The sequence below is a fragment of the Catellatospora bangladeshensis genome (genome assembly GCF_016862575.1).
GTDB classification, from domain to species: domain Bacteria; phylum Actinomycetota; class Actinomycetes; order Mycobacteriales; family Micromonosporaceae; genus Catellatospora; species Catellatospora bangladeshensis.
Genome location: NZ_BONF01000024.1, coordinates 79,274 through 98,724 on the forward strand (window position 1 = coordinate 79,274; position 19,451 = coordinate 98,724).

The 19,451-nt window shown below is 73.9% G+C and carries 17 protein-coding genes; 11 read left to right on the forward strand and 6 right to left on the reverse strand.

Annotated elements, in window-relative coordinates; genetic code table 11:
* Positions 1-2 precede the first annotated feature (2 nt).
* The 8 genes from Cba03nite_RS20465 (at position 3) to Cba03nite_RS40370 (ending at position 6,761) form a co-directional block, all read left to right on the forward strand.
* Positions 3-392: a hypothetical protein gene (locus tag Cba03nite_RS20465; protein WP_203748537.1), complete on the forward strand. Its 390-nt coding sequence runs from the start codon at positions 3-5 to the stop codon at positions 390-392.
* A gap of 78 nt (positions 393-470) precedes the next feature.
* Positions 471-1,547, forward strand: a complete 1,077-nt coding sequence (locus Cba03nite_RS20470; protein WP_203748540.1) for a sulfite exporter TauE/SafE family protein — start codon at positions 471-473, stop codon at positions 1,545-1,547.
* The gene (locus Cba03nite_RS20475; RefSeq protein WP_203748543.1) at positions 1,544-1,765 is read left to right on the forward strand and encodes a cation transporter; all 222 of its coding nucleotides are present in this window, start codon (positions 1,544-1,546) and stop codon (positions 1,763-1,765) included. Before Cba03nite_RS20470 ends, Cba03nite_RS20475 begins: the two co-directional genes overlap by 4 nt.
* Positions 1,766-1,865: 100 nt before the next feature.
* Positions 1,866-2,135, forward strand: coding sequence for a metal-sensitive transcriptional regulator (locus Cba03nite_RS20480; RefSeq protein ID WP_203748546.1), 270 nt, complete (start codon positions 1,866-1,868; stop codon positions 2,133-2,135).
* Between the two features lie 128 nt (positions 2,136-2,263).
* A complete protein-coding gene (locus Cba03nite_RS20485) occupies positions 2,264-3,592 on the forward strand; it encodes a rhodanese-like domain-containing protein (RefSeq protein WP_203748549.1) in 1,329 nt (442 codons plus the stop codon).
* A 39-nt stretch (positions 3,593-3,631) separates the two neighbouring features.
* Positions 3,632-4,210 carry a rhodanese-like domain-containing protein gene (locus tag Cba03nite_RS20490; RefSeq protein WP_203748552.1) on the forward strand — a complete coding sequence of 193 codons (579 nt, stop codon included), beginning with the start codon at positions 3,632-3,634 and terminating at the stop codon, positions 4,208-4,210.
* Between the two features lie 47 nt (positions 4,211-4,257).
* Positions 4,258-4,971, forward strand: a complete 714-nt coding sequence (locus tag Cba03nite_RS20495; protein WP_239125908.1) for a sulfite exporter TauE/SafE family protein — start codon at positions 4,258-4,260, stop codon at positions 4,969-4,971.
* Between the two features lie 113 nt (positions 4,972-5,084).
* Entirely contained in the window at positions 5,085-6,761 is a 1,677-nt protein-coding gene (locus tag Cba03nite_RS40370) for a GDSL-type esterase/lipase family protein (RefSeq protein ID WP_203748556.1), read from the forward strand.
* Positions 6,762-6,873: 112 nt separating this feature from the next.
* Here the strand turns inward: Cba03nite_RS40370 and Cba03nite_RS20505 are convergent, their stop codons facing one another.
* The 3 genes from Cba03nite_RS20505 to Cba03nite_RS20515 are packed head-to-tail and all read right to left on the reverse strand — an operon-like array spanning position 6,874 to position 10,258.
* Entirely contained in the window at positions 6,874-8,088 is a 1,215-nt protein-coding gene (locus Cba03nite_RS20505; RefSeq protein ID WP_203748558.1) for an epoxide hydrolase family protein, read from the reverse strand.
* A gap of 16 nt (positions 8,089-8,104) precedes the next feature.
* Complete coding sequence (locus tag Cba03nite_RS20510) at positions 8,105-9,037, reverse strand: thioredoxin family protein (RefSeq protein WP_203748560.1); 933 nt, start codon at positions 9,035-9,037, stop codon at positions 8,105-8,107.
* A 6-nt stretch (positions 9,038-9,043) separates the two neighbouring features.
* Positions 9,044-10,258 carry an epoxide hydrolase family protein gene (locus Cba03nite_RS20515; RefSeq protein WP_203748562.1) on the reverse strand — a complete coding sequence of 405 codons (1,215 nt, stop codon included), beginning with the start codon at positions 10,256-10,258 and terminating at the stop codon, positions 9,044-9,046.
* Between the two features lie 438 nt (positions 10,259-10,696).
* Between Cba03nite_RS20515 and Cba03nite_RS20520 the strand changes: the two genes are divergently transcribed.
* Entirely contained in the window at positions 10,697-13,489 is a 2,793-nt protein-coding gene (locus Cba03nite_RS20520; RefSeq protein WP_203748564.1) for an AAA family ATPase, read from the forward strand.
* Here Cba03nite_RS20520 and Cba03nite_RS20525 read toward each other — a convergent pair.
* Positions 13,486-14,130: a response regulator gene (locus tag Cba03nite_RS20525; protein WP_203748566.1), complete on the reverse strand. Its 645-nt coding sequence runs from the start codon at positions 14,128-14,130 to the stop codon at positions 13,486-13,488. The two genes, Cba03nite_RS20520 and Cba03nite_RS20525, sit on opposite strands and share 4 nt — an antisense overlap.
* A complete protein-coding gene (locus tag Cba03nite_RS20530) occupies positions 14,127-15,302 on the reverse strand; it encodes a sensor histidine kinase (protein WP_203748568.1) in 1,176 nt (391 codons plus the stop codon). The genes Cba03nite_RS20525 and Cba03nite_RS20530 overlap by 4 nt, the downstream gene beginning before the upstream one ends.
* 149 nt (positions 15,303-15,451) lie before the next feature.
* On the opposite strand from Cba03nite_RS20530, the gene Cba03nite_RS20535 reads away from it, so the two are divergent.
* Positions 15,452-16,207 (forward strand): ABC transporter ATP-binding protein, encoded by a 756-nt coding sequence (locus tag Cba03nite_RS20535; RefSeq protein ID WP_203748570.1) that lies wholly within the window; start codon positions 15,452-15,454, stop codon positions 16,205-16,207.
* Positions 16,204-18,747 carry an FtsX-like permease family protein gene (locus tag Cba03nite_RS20540; protein WP_203748572.1) on the forward strand — a complete coding sequence of 848 codons (2,544 nt, stop codon included), beginning with the start codon at positions 16,204-16,206 and terminating at the stop codon, positions 18,745-18,747. Before Cba03nite_RS20535 ends, Cba03nite_RS20540 begins: the two co-directional genes overlap by 4 nt.
* Positions 18,748-18,961: 214 nt before the next feature.
* Here Cba03nite_RS20540 and Cba03nite_RS20545 read toward each other — a convergent pair.
* The coding region (locus Cba03nite_RS20545) for an RNA-guided endonuclease InsQ/TnpB family protein (protein WP_203748574.1) at positions 18,962-19,451 on the reverse strand (490 nt) is incomplete at its 5' end.

The following is a 19,451-nucleotide window of genomic DNA, read 5'->3' on the forward strand; positions in this document are numbered from 1 at the left end:
ACATGCAGCACACCGCGACGCGACCGGCCCGGATGCCGGTGCGCGTCGCGCTCGTCGCGCTGCTGCTGGCCGGGCTCGGGCTGTGGCAGTCCTGGCAGTGCGGCGAGGAGATGTCGCCGCTACTGCTCCCGGTCACCACCGTGACGGCGGACGCCGGTCACCACGGTTCCGGCATGACCTGGCATCCCGGGGCGCCGTCCCACGACGGCGGGCACGGTCTGCTCGCGGCCTGCCTCAGCGTGCTGGCCTCGATCGCGGCGGCGTTCTGGCTGATGGCCGACCCGTTGCGGCTGCTCGCCCTGCTGCGCCGCGCCGGCCTCACGCCCCTGCGGGCGGCCGGGCCGTCACCCCGGGCGGCGACGCTCGCGCAGTTGTGCATCCTGCGCACATAGGAGCAACCGGCTTCAACAAATCCATGGGTATGGATGTTAGTCGAGTTGTCTTCCTCGTGTGAAAGGGTTCCTGCTCTCGTGTCGGTCAATCTTGTCTCCGTACTGCTGCTCGGCCTGCTGGCCGGTGGTGTGTCCTGCGCCGCCGTGCAAGGCGGCCTGCTGGCCGGCCTGGTCTCCCGCCAGCGCCCGCCCGTCCCCGCCGGTCCCGGCGCACGTCCCGGACCGCCCGCCGCCGGGCTCGGTGACGACCTCGCCCCCGTCGGCGGGTTCCTCACCGGCAAGCTGCTGTCGCACACCCTGCTCGGCGTCCTGCTCGGCCTCCTGGGCACCGCCGTCCAGCTCGGCATGCACGTCCGGGCCATGGTCCAGGTCGGCGCCGGGCTGCTCATCATCGCGATGGGCCTGGCCCAGCTGGGCGTCAAGGCGTTCCGCGGCCTCACCTTCACTCCCCCGGCGTCGTGGACGCGCCTGGTGCGAGGCCGGGCCCGGTCGCAGTCCGCGCTCGCCCCGGCGGTGCTCGGCGTGGCCAGCGTGCTCATCCCCTGCGGGGTGACGCTGTCGGTGATGGCGCTGGCGGTCGCGGCCGGCTCGCCGTGGCAGGGCGCCGCGATCATGGCGGTGTTCGTGCTCGGCACCGCGCCGCTGTTCACGCTGCTCGGCTATGCCGCCGCCCGCGCCCGCCGCGCCGCGGGCGCCTGGGCACGGCGCCTGGCCGTCGCCACCGGCGTGGTGGTCCTCGCCCTGGGCGCGTACACCCTCAACGGCGGCCTGGAGCTGTCCGGCTCCCCCGTGGCGGCCAGCCAGCTGGCGTACGCGCTCGGCCTGACCGGCGACGAGCCGGACGCCGTCACCGGGGACCGGGTGACCGTCGCCGACGGCCGCCAGACGGTGCTCGTCAGCGCGGTCACCGGCGCCTACGAACCGGCCCACCTGCAGGTCGCCGCCGGTCTGCCCACGACGCTGATCGTGCGGTCGGCGAAGGCGCGCGGCTGCGTGCGCGCGTTCGTCATCCCGGACCTGGGCATCGAGAAGATCCTGCCGATCAGCGGCGACACGCGCATCGACCTCGGCGTGCTCAAGCCGGGCACGCTCGCGTACTCGTGCAGCATGGGCATGTACACCGGACGCCTGACGATCACGGAGGCCACGCCGTGACCACCTACACCTTCACCGTGACCGGCATGCACTGCGCCAGCTGCGGCATCCTCATCGACGAGACCCTGGAGGACGAGGTCACCGGCGTCCAGCGGGCGGAGACGTCCGTGCGGCAGGGCCGCACCGTCGTGACCGCCGACGACGGCCTGGACCCGGCGGTCATCGCCGCCGCGATCACCGCTGCCGGCTACCCGGCAGTGATCGCCACCGGCCGCTGAACCTCCTCGGAGCCGCCGCCGTGACTGCGTGGCGGCGGCTCCGAGGTGGCATATGCCACCGGACCTGGCGCCGGGATACCCCCGGGGGTACCTTGGCGTCATGCAGCTGAACGAAGCACTGGCCGGAGACGCCCTGAACCGGCTCAAGCGCGCCCAGGGCCAGCTCGCGAGCGTCATCTCGATGATCGAGGACGGCGAGGAGTGCGTGAAGGTGCTCACCCAGCTCGCCGCCGTCTCCCGGGCGCTCGACCGGGCCGGGTTCAAGATCGTCGCCACCGGGATGCGGCACTGCCAGGCGGCCCGCGAGCGCGGCGAGCAGCCTCCGCTGACCGAGGAGGAGCTGGAGAAGCTGTTCCTGGCCCTGGCCTGACCACCCCGCCGCCACCTCGCCCGGTGGCGGCATTATTCGGCCTCCCGTATACCCCCGGGGGTATAAAGATGGCCGTTTTCTGACTTTTATATACCCCCTGGGGTATAGATTGCGAAGGAAGGACCGCTATGGAGATCGTCTCGTTCCGCACGCCCGGCCTGGGCGACCAGACGTACCTGCTCACCCACGACGGGCAGGGCGTGCTCGTCGACCCTCAGCGCGACATCGACCGGTTCCTGACCGCGGCGGCCGAGCGCGACGTGCAGCTGCGTTTCGTACTGGAGACCCACCTGCACAACGACTACGTCTCCGGAGCGCGGCAGGCCGCACAGCGCGCCGGAGCGGAACTCGTGCTGCCCGCGGCCGCCGGGCCCGCATACCCGCACACCCCGGCCTTCCACCTGGAGGACATCCAGGGCGGCCACGGGCTGACGCTGCGGCCGATCCACACCCCGGGCCACACCCCGGAGCACACCAGCTATCTCGTGCTCGTCGACGGCGAGCCGGTGGCCGTGTTCTCGGGCGGCAGCCTGCTGGTCGCCTCCGCCGGGCGTCCCGACCTGCTCGGCCCGGAACGCGCCCGCAGCCTGGCGAAGCTGCAGCACGGCTCGCTGCACCGCCTGGCGGGCCTGCCGCGTGACGTCGAGCTGCTGCCCACCCACGGCGAGGGCTCGTTCTGCACCGCGTCCGGCGCCGGGCGCTACACCTCCTCGATCGGCGCCGAACTGGACGGCAACCCGTTCCTGGCCGTCGGCGACGCCGAGGCGTTCGCGGACCGGCTGCTGGCCCAGCCGCTGCCGATCCCCGCGTTCTACCGGCACATGGGCCCGGCCAACACGTTCGGCGCGCCGCCCATGCCGCCGGTGGACGTGCCCGAGCTGACCGTCGACGGGCTGCCCGCCGCCGCGCACGTCGTCGACATCCGGCCCCGGCCGGCGCTGGCGGCCGGTCACCTGCCCGGCGCGCTGGGCATCGAGCTGCGCGACGACTTCGGGTCCTGGGCGGGCTGGCTGCTGCCGCATGCCGAGCCGGTCGTGCTGGTCGCCGACCGCGACCAGGACGTCGCCGAGGCCGTCACCCAGCTCGCCCGGATCGGCGTCGACGGCGTCGCGGGCCGGGTCCACGACCTCGGCGCGCACGCCACCGCCCGGTTCGAGCTGCTCGGCCTGGACGCGTTCGCCGAGCGGGCCGCCGCCGCGGACGCCCAGCTGCTCGACGTGCGGATGCCCGCCGAACACGCCGCGGCCGCCGTCGCGGGCGCGGTGCACCGCTTCCTGCCCGACCTGCTGGCCGAGGGCATCCCGGCCGAACTCGACCAGTCCCACCCCGTGCTGGTGGCCTGCGGATCCGGCCGACGCGCCGCGATCGCCGCGACCGTGCTGCTGCGCGCGGGATACCAGCCGGTCGTCCTCGACGGCGTGGGCGTGCCCGAACTCGCCGCCACCCTGTCCGCCTGACCCGTCCCCTTCCACCGATCCCCGAGGAGTCACCACCCCATGTCCCAGTCCATCGACGTCGTGTCCACGCGCGCCCTGCTCGCCGCCGGGTCCGAGGTGCTCCTGCTCGACGTGCGCACGCCCGCCGAGTTCGAGACCGCCCACCTCCCCGGCTCCGTCAACGTTCCCCTGGATCAGCTCGACGCGTACCTGCCGCAGCTCCTGGCAGCCTCGGGCGGTGACCTGATCCTGGTCTGCCAGTCCGGCAACCGCGCCGGGCAGTGCCAGGCCCGGCTCGGCGCCGCGGGCGCGGCGGGGTCCAGGGTCCTGTCCGGCGGGCTCAACGCGTGGCTGGCGGCCGGCGCCCCGGTCGTGCGCGGGCGGCAGCGCTGGAGCCTGGAGCGCCAGGTGCGGCTGGTCGCCGGGGGTATCACCCTGGCCGCGATCGTCGTGAGCGTGTGGCTGCCGCCCGCCCGCTACCTGGCCGGATTCATCGGCGCGGGGCTGACCTTCGCCGCGCTCACCGACACCTGCGCCATGGGCATGCTGCTGGCGAAGCTGCCGTACAACCGGCCGCGGGTCACCGGCGGCGTCCCGGCCGCGGCGGCGAAGCTTCGTGAGCACGGGTCCGCCCGGTGAGCGCCGCCATCTGCCTGGCGCTGGCGGCGTCCGTCCTGATCGGCCTCATGCTGGGCCTGCTCGGCGGCGGCGGGTCGATCCTGACCGTGCCGGTCCTGGTCTACCTCGCCGGTGTCGCGCCCAAGCCCGCCATCGCGATGTCGCTCGTGGTCGTCGGCGTGACCAGCGCGGTCGCGCTCATCCCGCACGCGCGGGCCGGGCGGGTGCGGTGGCGCACCGGCCTGCTGTTCGGCGCGGCCGGGATGGCCGGCGCCTACGGCGGGGGCCGCGTCGCCCAGTACCTGCCCGGCGGTGTCCTGCTCACCGCGTTCGCCGTGATGATGCTGGTCACCGCGATCGCGATGCTGCGTACCCGGCCCCGGAGCACCCGGCCGCACGGGGAGTCCGGGCGCCCCCTGCCCGTCCTGAAGATCCTTGCGGAGGGTGTCGCCGTCGGTGTGGCCACCGGCCTCGTCGGGGCGGGCGGCGGCTTCCTGGTGGTGCCCGCGCTGGTGGTGCTCGGCGGGCTGGCCATGCCCGCCGCCGTCGGGACGTCCCTGCTGGTGATCAGCATGAAGTCCGCCGCGGGCCTGGCCGGTTTCCTGCACAGTGTCTCCATCGACTGGCGGCTGACGGCCGCGGTCACCGCGGTCGCCGTCATCGGCAGCCTGGCGGGCAGCCGCCTGGCCGGACAGCTGCCGCCCGACCTGCTGCGCCGGGCCTTCGGCTGGTTCGTCATCGTCATGGGCACCGGCCTGCTCGCCAGCCAGCTCGCGAGCTGACATCCCAGCAACCGAGCCGGGCGATCCGCACGGCTTGACTTCGGCACCGCGCCAACGCATGGTGGGAGCGCTTCCATCGAAGCATCTGGAACCCCTACCACGGAGGCACGCCCATGTCTCGACACCACCCGCCCGGAACCGCACTCCACGGACCCACCACCGGCGCCCGGCGCCGGACCGCGCTGGCGGCGTTGTGCGCGCTCGCGCTCGCCCTGACCGTCGCGATCACCGGCGCGCCGGCCGCCCACGCCGCCGCGCCGGTGCGCGTCATGCCGCTCGGCGACTCCATCACCGGCGGCCCCGGCTGCTGGCGGGCCGTGCTCTGGGACCGCCTGCAGCGCAGCGGCTTCACCAACGTCGACTTCGTCGGGACGCTGCCCGGCGGCGGCTGCGGCATGACCGGCTGGGACGGCGACAACGAGGGGCACGGCGGCTACCAGGCGACCGGCATCGCCAACCAGAACCAGCTGCCCGGCTGGCTCGCCGCCACCCACCCCGACGTCGTGCTCATGCACCTGGGCACCAACGACGTCTGGAACAACCAGCCCACCGCGACGATCCTCACCGCGTTCGGCAAGCTCGTCGACCAGATGCGTGCCGACAACCCGAACATCAAGGTGCTGGTCGCGCAGATCATCCCGATGACGCCGAGCGGCTGCTCCTGGTGCCCGACCGGCGTATCGGCGCTCAACGCCGCGATCCCCGCGTGGGCCGCGGGCAAGTCCACCGCGCAGTCGCCGGTCACGGTGGTGGACCAGTTCTCCGGCTTCGACACCGCCGTCGACACCTCCGACGGCGTACACCCGGACGACTCCGGGTTCCAGAAGATGTCCGACCGGTGGTATCCGGCGCTGACGCCGCTGCTCGGCGGCACGACGCCCGCGGACACCACCCCGCCGAGCGTCCCGGCCGGACTGCGGGTGAACGTGAACTGCAGCATGGTCGTCACCCTGAACTGGACCGCGTCCACCGACAACGTGGCCGTCACAGGCTACGACGTGTTCCGCTCAGCCAGCGGCTCCCCGGCCACCGCCGTCGGCACCACCACGACGACGACGTTCACCCACACGCTCAGCGGGCTGGCGCAGTACCAGGTCCGCGCGCGTGACGCCGCGGGCAACACGTCGGCCCTCAGCGAGCCGGTCAGCGCGCTGCCGCCGCCGTGCCCGCCGCCGGACACCCAGCCGCCGACCACGCCGGGCACGCCCACCGCCTCGGCGACGAGCGCGACCGGCACCACGCTGACCTGGGCCTCGTCCACCGACAACATCGGCATCGCCGGGTACGAGATCCACCGCGCCCCCGGCGCCACCGGTGGCACCTTCACCCAGGTGGGCACCTCGACCGCCGCGACCTTCACCGACACCGGGCTCGCCGCCGGCACCACCTACCGCTACCAGGTGCGGGCGCGCGACGCGGTCGGGAACACCTCGTCGTTCTCCCCCGCGGTCACCGTCACGACCACGTCCGGGGGCGGTGGCTGCACGGCCGCGCTGACCCTCCAGACCGGATGGGGCGGCGGCTACGTCATGCAGCCGAACACGGTGACCAACACCGGCACCGCCGCCATCAGCGGCTGGACGGTCACGTTCACACTGCCCGCCGGGCATGTCCTCACCGGCTCGTGGAACGCATCGGTGAGCGTGAGCGGCCAGACCGTCACCGCGCGCGGCATCACCGGCCAGAACGCGACCATCGCGGCCGGATCGAGCACCACGTGGGGCTTCCAGGCGTCGCGGCCGAGCGGCTCCACGACCGTACCCACCACCGCCGTCTGCACCACCCCCTGAGCTGACGCCGTCCCCGGGACCGTGGTGGTCCCCGGGGACGGCGCGTCACGGCGTGCTAGACGGCAGCCCCGCGGGCCAGATGTGACGGGGTCGACAGACGCCGCGAGCCGGCTCAGCGCAGGGAGCGCAGGCCCGTGCGGACCTCATCCACGTAGGACGCGGGCTGCTCCCAGGCCGGGAAGTGGCCCCCCGCGGGCAGCCGGTGGTAGTGGACCAGGTTCGGATAGCCCTGCTCCGCCCAGCTTCGGGGGGCCAGGTACAGCTCGTCCGGGAAGACGCTGACCGCGACCGGCAGCCGCACGCCCTTGACGCCGAAGAACGAGAAGCTGTTCTCCGCGTACATGCGGGCGGCCGACACCCCCGTGTTCGTCAGCCAGAACAGCGTCACGTTGTCGAGCACGTCGTCGCGGGTCAGCGGCTCCTCGCCACCGGCGAAGGCGCGGGAGATCAGCGCCAGGCCCTTGGCTTCGAGGTCGATCAGCCACGCCGCCAGGAACACCGGCGAGTCCGCCAGCCCCGTCAGCGTCTGCGGGCGCGAGCCCTGCTGGAGCGCGTACGTGACGTGCTTCCAGGTGAAGTCGAGCTGCGCGCAGGCGGCCCGCTCCTCTTCGGACAGTCCGGCGGGCAGGTGGCGCAGCGCGTCGGCCGCGCCGACGACGTTCTGCTGGAAGAGCCGGTCGATCTCGGCGGGCACCACACAGGCCATGTTGGTATGGATGCCGGCCAGCCCCGGCACCTCCTGCGCCGCCATCAGGTCGACCACGATCGCGCCCCAGTCGCCGCCCTGCGCGACGTACCTGTCGTAGCCCAGGCGCTGCATCAGCTCGGCCCAGGCACGGCCGACATGATCCGGTCCCCAGCCCGGGGCGGCCGGTTTGCCGGAGAAGCCGTAACCGGGCATCGACGGGACGACCACGTGGAAGGCGTCCTCGGCACGGCCGCCGTGCGCGGCCGGCTCGGTCAGCGGCTCGATGACCTTGAGCAGCGCGACGACCGAGCCGGGCCAGCCGTGGCAGAGCACGATCGGCAGGGCGTCCTCGTGCTGCGAGCGGACGTGCAGGAAGTGGATGTCGAGCCCGTCGATCTCGGTCAGGTAGCCGGGGTACGTGTTGAGCCGCGCCTCGCAGCGGCGCCAGTCGTACTCCTCGGCCCAGTACCGGGCCAGCTCCTGGACCGTGGCCAGGCGGGGTCCCTGCGACTCGTCGTCGACCGTCTCCCGTTCCGGCCAGCGCGTATGCAGGATCCGCGCACGCAGGTCCGCCAGCGCGGCGTCGGGGATCTCGATCCGGAACGGCCGCAGCGCCGCCCGCTCGGCTGTCGCTGTCATGGTGCCACCTCGCCGGTCAGCCGAACGTGAACGCGTACGCCTCCGCGCCTGGCTCCTCGAAGATGATCTCCAGGGTCCGCTCCCGGACCCGGTCCCGCTCGCGGATCAGCTGGTACATCCGGCCGTCGTCGAGCAGCCCGCCGCCGTCGGCGTCGACGTGCACGCCGTGCGAGGCGCCGGGCGGGCTTCCGTCCACCAGCACCCGGAACGGGACCGGTGCGGGCGCGGCGCGGTTCATCACCAGGTGCGCGTCCCGGGCCTCGAACCGGCACGCGATGCTCCCGCGGCCCTGCTCAAGCGCGGCCCGTTCGCGTTCCACCGCCCATGCGCCGGACAGCGCCCAGTGGTTGAGGCGCAGCTCCCGCGGAAGCGTGTACGCGTGGTGCTCGCCGTCGGCGGAGAAGCGCTCGCCGCGCGCGTACCCGAGGTAGGTCTCGGGGGTGCGCAGGTGGTCCCAGTCGGCCGCCGCCTCCACGCCGACGCCCTCGACCTGGACCAGGTCGCGCTCGACACCGAGCAGCCACTGCAGGACCCGCTCGGACTCCTCGTACCGTCCCTCGCCGAAATGCTGATCGCGCGCTACACCGTCGCCGTCGAGGAAGTACAGCGCGGGCCAGTAGTGGTTGTCGAAGGCGGTCCAGATCTTGTAGTCGTTGTCGACGGCCACGGGGTAGTCGACGCCTCGCTCGCGCATCGCCCGGCGGACGAGGCCGACGTCGTGCTCGAACGAGAACTCCGGCGTGTGCACGCCGAGCACGACCAGCCCGTCGTCGCGGTACGCCGCCGCCCAGGCCCTGGTCCAGGGCTGGGTACGCAGCCAGTTGATGCATGTCAGCGTGCCGAAGTCGACGAGCACCGCGCGGGCCCGGAACTCGGGGGGACCGAGCGGCTCACGGTTGAGCCACTCGGTCGCCCCGCCGAACGCGGGCAGGTGCACACGTTCGTACATGGCCTGCTACCGGACCGAGCGCAGACCGGTGCGGATCTCGTCCACCAGGTATCCGGGCTGCTCCCAGGCGGCGAAGTGCCCGCCCTTGGGCAGCTTGTTGTAGTGGACGAGGTTCGGGTAGGCCTTCTCCGCCCAGCTCTTCGGCGCCTGGTAGAGCTCGTCGGGGAAGACGCTGACCGCGACGGGCAGCTTGACGCCCTTTACGCCGAAGAACGAGTACGCGTTCTCCGCGTAGAGCCGCCCCGCCGAGACGCCCGTGTTGGTCAGCCAGAAGTGGGTGACGTTGTCGAGCACGTCGTCGCGGGTGAGACCCTCCGGCACCCCGGCGAACGAGCGCGAGATCAGCGCCATGCTGCGCGGATCGTGGTCGAGCAGCCACGACGCCAGGAAGATCGGCGAGTCCGCCAGGCCGGTCAGGGTCTGCGGCCGCGAGCCCATCTGCAGCGCGTACGCCACGTGCTTCCAGGTGAAGTCGAGCTGCTCGCAGGTGGCCCGCTCCTCGTCGGACAGCCCGGCGGGCAGGTTGTGCAGCGCGTCGGCGGCGCCGATGACATTGCGCTGGAACAGGTTGTCGATCTCGGCCGGGACCACACCGGCCATGTTGGTGTGGATGCCGACCAGGCCCGGGACCTCCTGAGCGCCCATCAGGTCGACGACGATCGCGCCCCAGTCGCCGCCCTGCGCGAGGTAGCGGTCGTAGCCCAGGCGGTTCATCAGCTCGCCGTAGGCGCGGGCGATCCGGTCCGGGCCCCAGCCCTTCTCGGTCGGCTTGCCCGAGTAGCCGTAGCCGGGCATCGACGGGATGACCACGTGGAACGCGTCCTCGGCGGTGCCGCCGTGCGCGGTCGGGTCGGTGAGCGGCTCGATGAGCTTCAGCTGCTCGATGATCGAGCCGGGCCAGCCGTGGCAGATGACGATCGGCCTGGCGTTCTCGTGCTTCGACTTGATGTGCAGGAAGTGGAAGTCCAGCCCGTCGATCTCGGTGAGATAGCCCGGGTACTGGTTCATCCTCGCCTCGCACCGGTACCAGTCGTAGTCGTGCGCCCAGTACTGGGCGAGCGCCTGCATGGTGGCGAGCGTCGGGCCCTGGGTGTCGTCGGCGACGGTCTCCTTCTCGGGCCAGCGGGTGTGCATGATCCGCGCGTGCATGTCCTTGAGGTCGGCCTCGGAGGTCTCGACCTTGAACGGCCTGATCGCAGCGGCGTCGGATGTGACAGACATCGTTGTTTCCTTGCTGTGGTGGGAGATTCGGGAAGGGCCTGCGCCCTCCGGACCGCGGTTCGCGATGACCGCGGTGGTTACCGCTCGTGAGCCGCGCGCCCGGCGCGCCTGCTCCGACTGGTGCTAATGCAGCATGAATCAACCCTCTTCGAGTCATGGTAGAACCGAACCGGCCCGGGATCGGCCGACTTCGCGGGCTGCCCGGTCGCCGGCGACCGCGCCGGCCCGTCCACGATCGCTTAGCCCGGGGCGCTTCGCCCCCGTGCCGGGCCCGGGTCCACCCCCGGGGGCCCCGGCACCCCCGAATCAGCGCAAACAGGCATTTTCCCCGTGTACCAGCGGCATGTCCGTGTTCCGCACACCCAGCCCAAACCACGTGAACAGGCCCGATCACTCGTCACGTCACCGATCACCACCCTGGCCTGGGAGGATTCGAGCATGGGCGCGTCGCTCGCCGACCCCAGGGGCGGACTGCGCGGACGGCACCGGGAACTGACGGCGCTGCGCCAGGCGCTCGCCGACGCCCGTGCGGGCACCAGCGCCGTGGTCGTCCTCCGAGGCGAGGCAGGCATCGGCAAGACCACTCTCCTCAGCTACCTGAGCGCGCAGGCGGCCGGCTTCGCCTCGATCAGCGTCACCGGCGTCGAGTCGGAGATGGCGCTGCCCTACGCCGGCCTCCACCAGCTGTGCACCCCGCTGCTCGGCGAACTGCCGAGGCTGCCGGGACCGCAGCGCGAGGCGCTGTCGATCGCGCTCGGGCTGCGGGCGGGCGACGCGCCGAACCCCTTCCTGGCCGGGCTGGCGATGCTGAGCCTGCTGGCGGCCGCTGCCGAGCGACGGCCCCTGCTGTGCCTGGTCGACGACGCGCACTGGCTCGATCCCGAATCCCTGCGGGTGATCGCCTTCGCCGCCCGGCGGTTGCTGGCCGAGCCGATCGCGATGCTGCTCGCCATACGGTCTCCCGACGGCGACCGCGAGCTGACCGAACTGCCGGGCCTGACCGTCGAGGGCCTGACCGACGGCGACGCGCGCGACCTGCTGGCGTCGGCCGTGCACGTGCCGCTCGACCCGCGGGTGCGCGACCGCGTCGTCGCCGAGGCCCACGGCAACCCGATGGCGCTGCTCCTGCTGCCGTACACGGTCACCCCGGCCGACCTGGCGGGCGGTTTGCGGCCAGCCGGCCGCCGGCCCGTGACGGAGGAGGTCGAAGCCGCGTTCTACCAGCGGTTCCGGCAGCTGCCCGCGGACAGCCGACGGCTGCTGGTCACCGCGGCCGCCGAGCCCACCGGCGACCCGAACCTGCTGTGGCGGGCCGCTGACCGGCAGGGCATCCCCGCCGACGCCGGTGCGGCCGCCGAAGCGGCCGGGCTCGTGGAGTTCGGCACGGCGGTGCGGTTCCACCACCCGCTTGCCCGGTCGGCCGTCTACCGCAACACGCCCGCGCCCGAGCGCCGGGCGGCGCACCGGGCACTGGCCGAAGCCACCGATCAGGACACCGACCCCGACCGCCGGGCCTGGCACCGTGCGCAGGCCGCCGCCCGCCCCGACGGCACCCTCGCGGCCACCCTGGAGGAATGCGCCCGGCGGGCACAGGACAGGGGCGGCGGGGCGGCCGCGGCCGCGTTCCTGCGCCGCGCCGCGCAACTGACGCCCGAGCCGCCGCACCGGGCGGCCAGAGCGCTGGACGCGGCCCAAGCCGCTCTCGACGCCGGGGCCGTGGACCAGGCGCACGAGATGCTGGCGGCGGCAGCCGCGGGACCGCTGGACCACCTGCGGCGCGCCCGGCTGCAGCGGCTGCGTGCTCGGCTCTGCTTCGCCGAGGAGCGCGGCGGCGACGCACCCCGGCTGCTGCTGGACGCCGCGCACAGGCTGGCGCCCCTGGATGCCGCCTCGACCCGGGACACCCTGCTGGAGGCGTTCGGAGCGGCCCTGTTCGCGGGGCGCCTCAACACCGGACCCGGTCAACCCGAAATCGCGCAGGCCGCCCGGACCGCACCGCCCGCCCCCACCCCGCCGCGCTCGGTTGACGCGCTGCTCGACGGCCTCACCAGCCTCGTCGCCGACGGCTACCCCACCGGGTCCGCCGCCCTGCGGCACGCGCTGCTCGCCGTACGCAGCGAGCAGCGCGTCGCCGCGCCGGGCACGGACCGGCGCTGGCTGTGGCTGGCCTGCCCGGTGACACCCGAACCGCTGGCGCCCGAGCTGTGGGACGACGACGCCTGGCACGAACTGGCCACTTCCGCCACCGACCTCGCCCGCAGCGCGGGCGCCCTCACCGTGCTGCCCCTCGCGCTCAGTTACCAGGCCTGTTACCGCATCCACGCGGGCGATTTCGAGCTGGCGGCGGCGCTCGCCGACGAAGCGGACGCGATCTCGGCCGCGGTCGGCAGCGCACCGATGGTGTACCCCGCCCTGGTGCTCAGCGCATGGCGGGGTCAGGAGGCCCAGGCGCACCGGCTCACCGCGGCGGCTCGCGCCGAAGCCGCCGCGCGGGGTGAGGGACGTGCGCTCGCCGTCGCCGACTATGCCATCGCCGTCCTGCACAACGGGCTGGCCCGCTACGACACCGCACTGACCGCCGCGGCACGCGCCGCCGAGTACGAGGATCTGGGCTTCCTCGGCTGGGTGCTGACCGAGCTGATCGAGGCGGCCGTGCGCGCCGGACAGCCAGCACTCGGCGAGGCCGCGTACGAGCGGCTCGCCGAGCGCACCCGCGCCGCCGGGACCGCCTGGGCCCTGGGCGTGGAAGCCCGCTCACGGGCGCTGCTGAGCGACGGGCCCGCGGCCGATACGGCATACCGTGAGGCGATCAGGCAGCTCGGCAGGTGCCGGATCACGGTCCACCTCGCGCGCGCCCGCCTGCTCTACGGCGAATGGCTGCGCCGCCGCGACCGGCGCGGGCAGAGCCGCGAGCAGTTGCGGGCCGCGTACGACCTGCTCAGCGGGATCGGCGCCGACGGGTTCGCCGCACGTGCCCGCCGGGAACTGCTGGCCACGGGTGAGACGGCCCGCAAGCGCACGCCCGACGCCGTCACCGACCTCACCGGGCAGGAGGCGCAGATCGCCCGGCTGGCGCGGGACGGGCGCACCAACGCCGAGATCGCCGCGCACCTGTTCATCAGTCCCCGTACCGTGGAATGGCACCTGGGCCGGGTGTTCGCGAAGCTGGGCATCGCCTCCCGCCGGGAGCTGCGCACGGCTCTGCCCGGGCCGGTGCCGCACCCCGCCTAGCCGACCAGGCGGCGTTCCCACGCCCAGGCGGCGATCTCGACCCGGTTGCGAGCCCCGAGCTTGGTCTGCACGCTGCCGAGGTGGGTCTTGACGGTGCCCAGCGAGATGAACAGCTGCGCGGCGATCTCGGCGTTGGTCAGGCCGCGGGCGGTCAGCTTGACGACCTCCAGCTCGCGCGGGGACAGGCCCTGGTCGTCGCCGCCCCGGCCGGGCAGCGACGGGGTCAGGTGGGCCAGCAGCCGCACCGTGATCGAGGGGCTGATCAGCGAGTCGCCGGACGCGGCGGCGCGGACCGCCTCGACCAGCAGCGCGGGCCCGGAGTCCTTGAGCAGGAAGCCGCAGGCGCCGTTGCGCAGCGCGGCGTGCACGTACTCGTCCAGGTCGAACGTGGTGACCACGACGACCTTGGGCGGGTCGGGGGTGGCGGGACCGGCGAGCAGGCGCAGCGCCTCCAGGCCGTCCAGGCGCGGCATGCGGATGTCCATCAGCGCGACGTCGGGCCGCACCCGGCGGGCCAGGTCGACGGCCTCGACGCCGTCGGCGGCCTCGCCGACGACCTCCATGTCGGGCTGCGCGCCGATGATCATGCTGAAGCCGGTGCGGACCATCGCCTGGTCGTCGGCGATCATCACCTTGATCATGCCGGCTCCCGCCAGGTCAGCGGCATCGCCGCGTCCAGCACCCAGCCCCGCTCGATGCCGGGACCGGCGGTGATCCAGCCGCCCACGGCGCGGACCCGCTCGTGCAGTCCGACCAGCCCGTATCCGGCGGGCTCCCGGCCGTGCGCCGGGCGGGGCGGCTCACCGTCGTCGGCGACGCGCACGAACAGCCAGCCGGGCGTACGGCGTACCCACACGTCCACCACCCCGGCCTGGACCGCGTGCCGGCGCACGTTGGTCAGCGCCTCCATCACCACCCGGTAGGCGCTGGTCGACACCTCGACCGGCAGGGCGTCCAGCCTGCCGTCCACGTGCAGGCGGGCCGTCGCCGGGCTCGCCCGGTTGAACCCGTCCAGCAGCGGCGCCAGATCCGTCGCGGTGGCCAGCGGGGCGAGCGGGGCCTCCGGCGCGCGCAGCACGGTGACCATGCGCCGCATCGACGCCATCGTCTCCGCCCCGGCGTGCTCGATCTGCTCCAGCGCGGCCAGCGCCCGCTGCGGGTCCTGCTCGCCGATGTAGCGGGCGCCCTGGGCCTGCACGATGATGCCGGTCACGTGGTGCGCGATGAAGTCGTGCAGGTCCCGGGCGAACTCGGCGCGCTGGGCGGCACGGACCTCCTCCAGCGCCCGTCGCCGCCCGCTGTCGAGCATGCGCACGTACGTGCCGGCGGTCACCGCCACGGCCGCCGCGATGGCCAGCAGCAGCCCGAAGACCACGAAGACGTTGGCGGTGCCGTTGCGCAGCGGGAGCAGCACCACGGCGGCGCCGATGACGAGCACCGCCCACGGCGCCATGGCAGGCGAGGCGCGGCGGGCGGTCACGTAGAGCAGTCCGAGCAGGGCGGCGGTCTCGGCCAGGCCCCAGCTGTCGGGCGACCCGTACTCGGCGGCGCCGGCCAGCAGCATCAGGCCGCTCAGGGCCAGCGACACCGCCGCGACCGGCAGCGCCAGCCGCGGCAGCACGGGCGAGTTCTGCCGGTACGGCAGCAGCCAGACCGCGGCCACCGCCACCGGCAGGAACAGCCGCATCAGCGCGACCGGGGGCATCGAGCGCAGCAGGCCGTAGCGCACGTCGAAGACGCCGAGCACGGCCAGCGCGACGAGCAGGGCCAGCCGGCCGAGGACCTGCCACCAGGGGCGTAGCGGGGATGTCATCGTCACCCAGCGTAGCGAGCGCTCAGCGGTGCCCGGATCGGCCGAAAGTCATAGCCGCCCGGCGGCGAACCTTGCGGTCGGCCGATGCGCCGCCCCTCCCCGCCGCGAAAGGCTCTGCTGCGGAATCAGGAGCCATCCCTGGAGGACATGTGAGTACGCAGCAACCCGCCGGCCCGCTCTACGCGACGGCGGCGGTCGACCTGGTCAAGGTGTACGGCACCGGCGCCACCGCGGTCCGTGCCCTGGACGGGGTGACGGTCGGCTTCACCCGCGCCGAGTTCACGGCGATCATGGGCCCGTCCGGGTCGGGCAAGTCGACGCTGATGCACTGCCTGGCCGGGCTGGACACGGCCACCTCCGGGCAGGCGCTGCTCGGCGGGACGGACCTGACCAGGCTCGCCGACCGGGTGCTGACCAAGGTCCGGCGCGAGCGGATCGGCTTCGTGTTCCAGGCGTTCAACCTGCTGCCGCAGCTGACCGCGGCGCAGAACATCACCCTGCCGCTGGACCTGGCCGGGCGGCGGCCCGACCCGGAGCTGCTGGACTACCTCGTCACCGCGCTCGGCCTGGCCGACCGGCTGGCCCACCGCCCGAGCGAGCTGTCCGGCGGCCAGCAGCAGCGGGTGGCCCTGGCGCGGGCCCTGGTGTCCCGGCCGGAGGTCGTCTTCGCCGACGAGCCCACCGGCAACCTCGACTCCGCGTCCGGCGCGCAGGTGCTGGCGCTGCTGCGCGACGCGGTGCGCGACCTCGGCCAGACCGTGGTCATGGTCACCCACGACGCCACCGCCGCCGCGTACGCCGACCGGGTGCTGCTGCTGGCCGACGGCCGGGTCTCGGGCGAGCTGGACCGGCCCGGGTACGACGCGATCACGCACGCGCTGAGCGGGCAGGCGGCCGCCCGATGAGCCGGACGGTGCTGCGTACGCAGCTCGCGGCGGTGGCCCGGCGCCCGGCACGGCTGCTGCTGACCGGCCTGGCCGTGCTGGTCGCCTCGTTCGTGGTGTTCGCCACGGTGCTGGCCCAGCAGATCACCGAGCGGACCGTGCTCGACGGCCTCAGCGGCACGCCGGAGCAGGCGGCGTTCGTGGTCGGCGGCGACGCCATGCCGACCGCGCAGGACCTGGCCGCCATCCGGGCCGTGCCCGGCGTGGCCGAGGCGGTGGGCCGGTTCGAGACCTCGGTGCTGGTCGGCTCGGCCGCCCACGGGGCCTTCCTCCAGGTGACGGCCGACCCGGGCAGCGGGCCGCTGGCCCTGGTCCGGACCGTCGCCGGGCGCTTCCCGCAGACGGCGAACGAGATCGCGGTGACCGCCCGCACCGCCGAGCGGGTGGGCCTGCCCCTCGGCTCGGTGGCGAACGTGCGGACCGGCTCCGAGACGCCGCCGGTCGCGCTGACCGTGACCGGGATCGTCGAGACGTCCCGCGACTCCGGCGCGCAGGCGTACGCCTCGGAGGCCGCCGTCGCCGCGCTGACCCCGGACGGAGCGGGCGGCCGGATCGAGGTGCGCCTGTCCGACGGCGCGTCCGCCGACGAGACCCGGCAGCGCATCCAGACCGTGCTCGGCGCCGCGACCCGGCCGCAGGACACGGCCGTGCCGGGCATCCGCCCCGGCGCCGAGGTGCGGGCCGAGGAGGCGGCCCGTGCCGTCGAGCAGATCGCCAACCTGTTCGCGCTGGTCGCCATGTTCGTGGCGATCGCGGTGATCGCGGCCGGGCTCGTCGCCGCGTCCACCTTCCGGATCGTGTTCGCCCAGCGCACCCGGCAGCTCGCCCTGCTGCGCGCGGTGGGTGCGGGACGCGGCGGGATCAGCCTCGCGCTGGCCGCCGAAGGGGCGCTCACCGGCCTGGTCGCGGGCGTGGTCGGGGTGCTGGCCGCGCTGGCGTTCGGGCACGGCCTGCCGGCGGTGCTCGGCTGGTTCGGGGTTGCGCTGTCCGGGCCGGGACTGCCGGTGGGCGCGGCGCTCGCGGTGGTGTTCGGCGCGGTGGCCGTCACCGTCGCGGCGGTGCTGGCCCCGGCGCTGTCCGCCGCCCGGGTGGCCCCGCTGGCCGCGCTGCGCGCCGCGCAGACCTCCCCGGCCCAGCGTGGCATCGGGGTGTTCCGGCTGGTCTGCGGCCTGCTCCTGGCCGTCGGCGCGGTCGTGTCCGCGCTGCTCATCGGATCCCGGCTGCCCGGTCAGGACACCGAGGACTACGCGCCGCTGCCGATGCTGCTGGGGCTGGTCGCCTCCGGCATGCTCGCCTTCGTGGCCCTGATGCTGCTCGGCCCGCTGCTGGTCCGGCCGCTGCTGGCGGTGGCCGGGTGGCCGCTGCACCGCCTCGGCCCGGTCGGGCGGCTGGCCGTCGGCGGCATCGGGGGCGCACCGCGCCGGGCCGCGGCGGTGTCGACCGTCGTCGCGCTGGGCGTGACCCTCATCGCCGGGGTCCTGGTCGGCAGCGCGTCGGTGCAGGCCCTCGCCGACCGGGAGATGGCGCTGTCCGCCCCGGCCGACTTCGAGGTGACGTCCGGCGACGAGCCGATCCCGGCAGCGGTCGTGACGCAGGTGCGGGACCGGTCCGAACTGGCACACGTGACGCCCTACCGGCGGCTCGGCGAACTGCGGATCGACGGCGACCCCGAGAACGCGTACGACGCCAACGACCTGGACCTGACGGCGCTGCCGGTGCTCGGCGTGCTCGACGTCGAGGCGGGCACGCTCGCCGACACCGGCGCGGGGCGGGTGGTGCTGTCCGGATACTTCGCCGAGGTGCTCGGCAAGACCGCCGGTGACCGGCTCACCCTGTCCCGGCAGGGGCACACGGTCGAGGTCCGCATCGCCGCGGTGCTGCCGGGCTGGGTGCCGCTGAACTCGGCGCTGCTCGCCGACCCGGCCGACCTGGACCGGCTCGGCGCACCGGCGGGCTACTCCGGGATCCTGGCCGACGCCGCCGCGTCCGGCGAGGACGGGCGCACCGCAGGACAGCGGGCCCTGCGTGGCATCGCCGAGAGCACCGGCGGGTTGCGGCTCAGCGTGCTCGCCGACGAGCGCGACCAGTACCAGGACGTGCTCGACTCGCTGCTCGGCATCGCGCTCGGCGTCGTCGGCCTGACCGTGCTCATCGCGGTCGTCGGCGTCGGCACCACCACCGCGCTGTCGGTGGTCGAACGGGCCGCCGAATCCGGGGTGCTGCGGGCGATCGGCCTGTCCCGCGCCCGGCTGCGGCTCATGCTGACCACCGAATCCGGGCTGTACGGCGTGCTCGGCGCGACGCTCGGGCTGCTGCTCGGAGTGCCGTACGCCTGGCTGGCGGTGCGGGCGCTGGGCGTCGGCGCGCCGGTGGAGCTGCCGGTGCTGTCGCTGCTCGGCCTGTTCGCGGCGCTGGTCGCGCTCACCGCCCTCGCCGGGGTGCTGCCCGCCCGCCGGGCTTCCCGGATCAGCCCGATCGCCGCGCTCGGCACCGGCGACTGAGCCCGGCACCGGCCGCCGCACCACCGCATGATCGCTCCCGCCCTGCCCGGCAGCACGGCGGGAGCGATCATGGTCGATCCGGCAGCGGCGGCGCCTGCCACCGCAGCGAATCGGTACACGCTGGACGCGGTGGCCGCACCGGATACACATCCGTTGCTGATTCCATAGTCGGATGTCAGCAATCCCGGCCTTTCGGGCGGGAAGGTTCCTGCCATCACCGAAGCGTGACCGCTTCGGGTCGGCGAGGATCTCTCGTTTCTGTCCGCTGGTGCGGGATTGCGCCACCTGCCCGCCCACCCGGCCGCTTGCGCGGTCGGGTGGTGGCGCGGGTCTGACGGTCGGCTCCACGAGGGTTCGACGCTTTCGCGTCCTGGTCTCCGGCCACTCCGGTACCAGCCAAGACTGCCGCCGCCAGGGCGGCGAGGTTACGTGCCGCGTTCGCGTCACGGTCCATCACCAGCGGACACTGTTCGCAGGTGAACACCCGAACATGCAGCGGCAGCTTGGCTCTCACCGCACCGCACTCCGAGCAGGTCTTCGACGACGGGTACCAGCGGCCGGCCTTCACGGTGACCCCGCCGGCCCACTCGCCCTTGTATTCGATCTGACGGCGTATCTGCCCGAACCCGGCGTCGGCGATCTTCCGGGCCAGGCGCCGGTTGGCCAGCATCCCGGCCACGTTGAGGTCCTCGACCACTACCGTC

Excerpts from the sequence above, each read along its gene's own strand:
- Cba03nite_RS20465 (WP_203748537.1), top strand. The coding sequence starts at position 3 with ATGCAGCACACCGCGACGCGACCGGCCCGGATGCCGGTGCGCGTCGCG.
- Cba03nite_RS20480 (WP_203748546.1), top strand. The coding sequence starts at position 1,866 with ATGCAGCTGAACGAAGCACTGGCCGGAGACGCCCTGAACCGGCTCAAG.
- Cba03nite_RS20485 (WP_203748549.1), top strand. The coding sequence starts at position 2,264 with ATGGAGATCGTCTCGTTCCGCACGCCCGGCCTGGGCGACCAGACGTAC.
- Cba03nite_RS20490 (WP_203748552.1), top strand. The coding sequence starts at position 3,632 with ATGTCCCAGTCCATCGACGTCGTGTCCACGCGCGCCCTGCTCGCCGCC.
- Cba03nite_RS20495 (WP_239125908.1), top strand. The coding sequence starts at position 4,258 with ATGCTGGGCCTGCTCGGCGGCGGCGGGTCGATCCTGACCGTGCCGGTC.
- Cba03nite_RS40370 (WP_203748556.1), top strand. The coding sequence starts at position 5,085 with ATGTCTCGACACCACCCGCCCGGAACCGCACTCCACGGACCCACCACC.
- Cba03nite_RS20505 (WP_203748558.1), bottom strand. The coding sequence starts at position 8,088 with ATGACAGCGACAGCCGAGCGGGCGGCGCTGCGGCCGTTCCGGATCGAG.
- Cba03nite_RS20510 (WP_203748560.1), bottom strand. The coding sequence starts at position 9,037 with ATGTACGAACGTGTGCACCTGCCCGCGTTCGGCGGGGCGACCGAGTGG.
- Cba03nite_RS20515 (WP_203748562.1), bottom strand. The coding sequence starts at position 10,258 with ATGTCTGTCACATCCGACGCCGCTGCGATCAGGCCGTTCAAGGTCGAG.
- Cba03nite_RS20520 (WP_203748564.1), top strand. The coding sequence starts at position 10,697 with ATGGGCGCGTCGCTCGCCGACCCCAGGGGCGGACTGCGCGGACGGCAC.
- Cba03nite_RS20525 (WP_203748566.1), bottom strand. The coding sequence starts at position 14,130 with ATGATCAAGGTGATGATCGCCGACGACCAGGCGATGGTCCGCACCGGC.
- Cba03nite_RS20530 (WP_203748568.1), bottom strand. The coding sequence starts at position 15,302 with ATGACATCCCCGCTACGCCCCTGGTGGCAGGTCCTCGGCCGGCTGGCC.
- Cba03nite_RS20540 (WP_203748572.1), top strand. The coding sequence starts at position 16,204 with ATGAGCCGGACGGTGCTGCGTACGCAGCTCGCGGCGGTGGCCCGGCGC.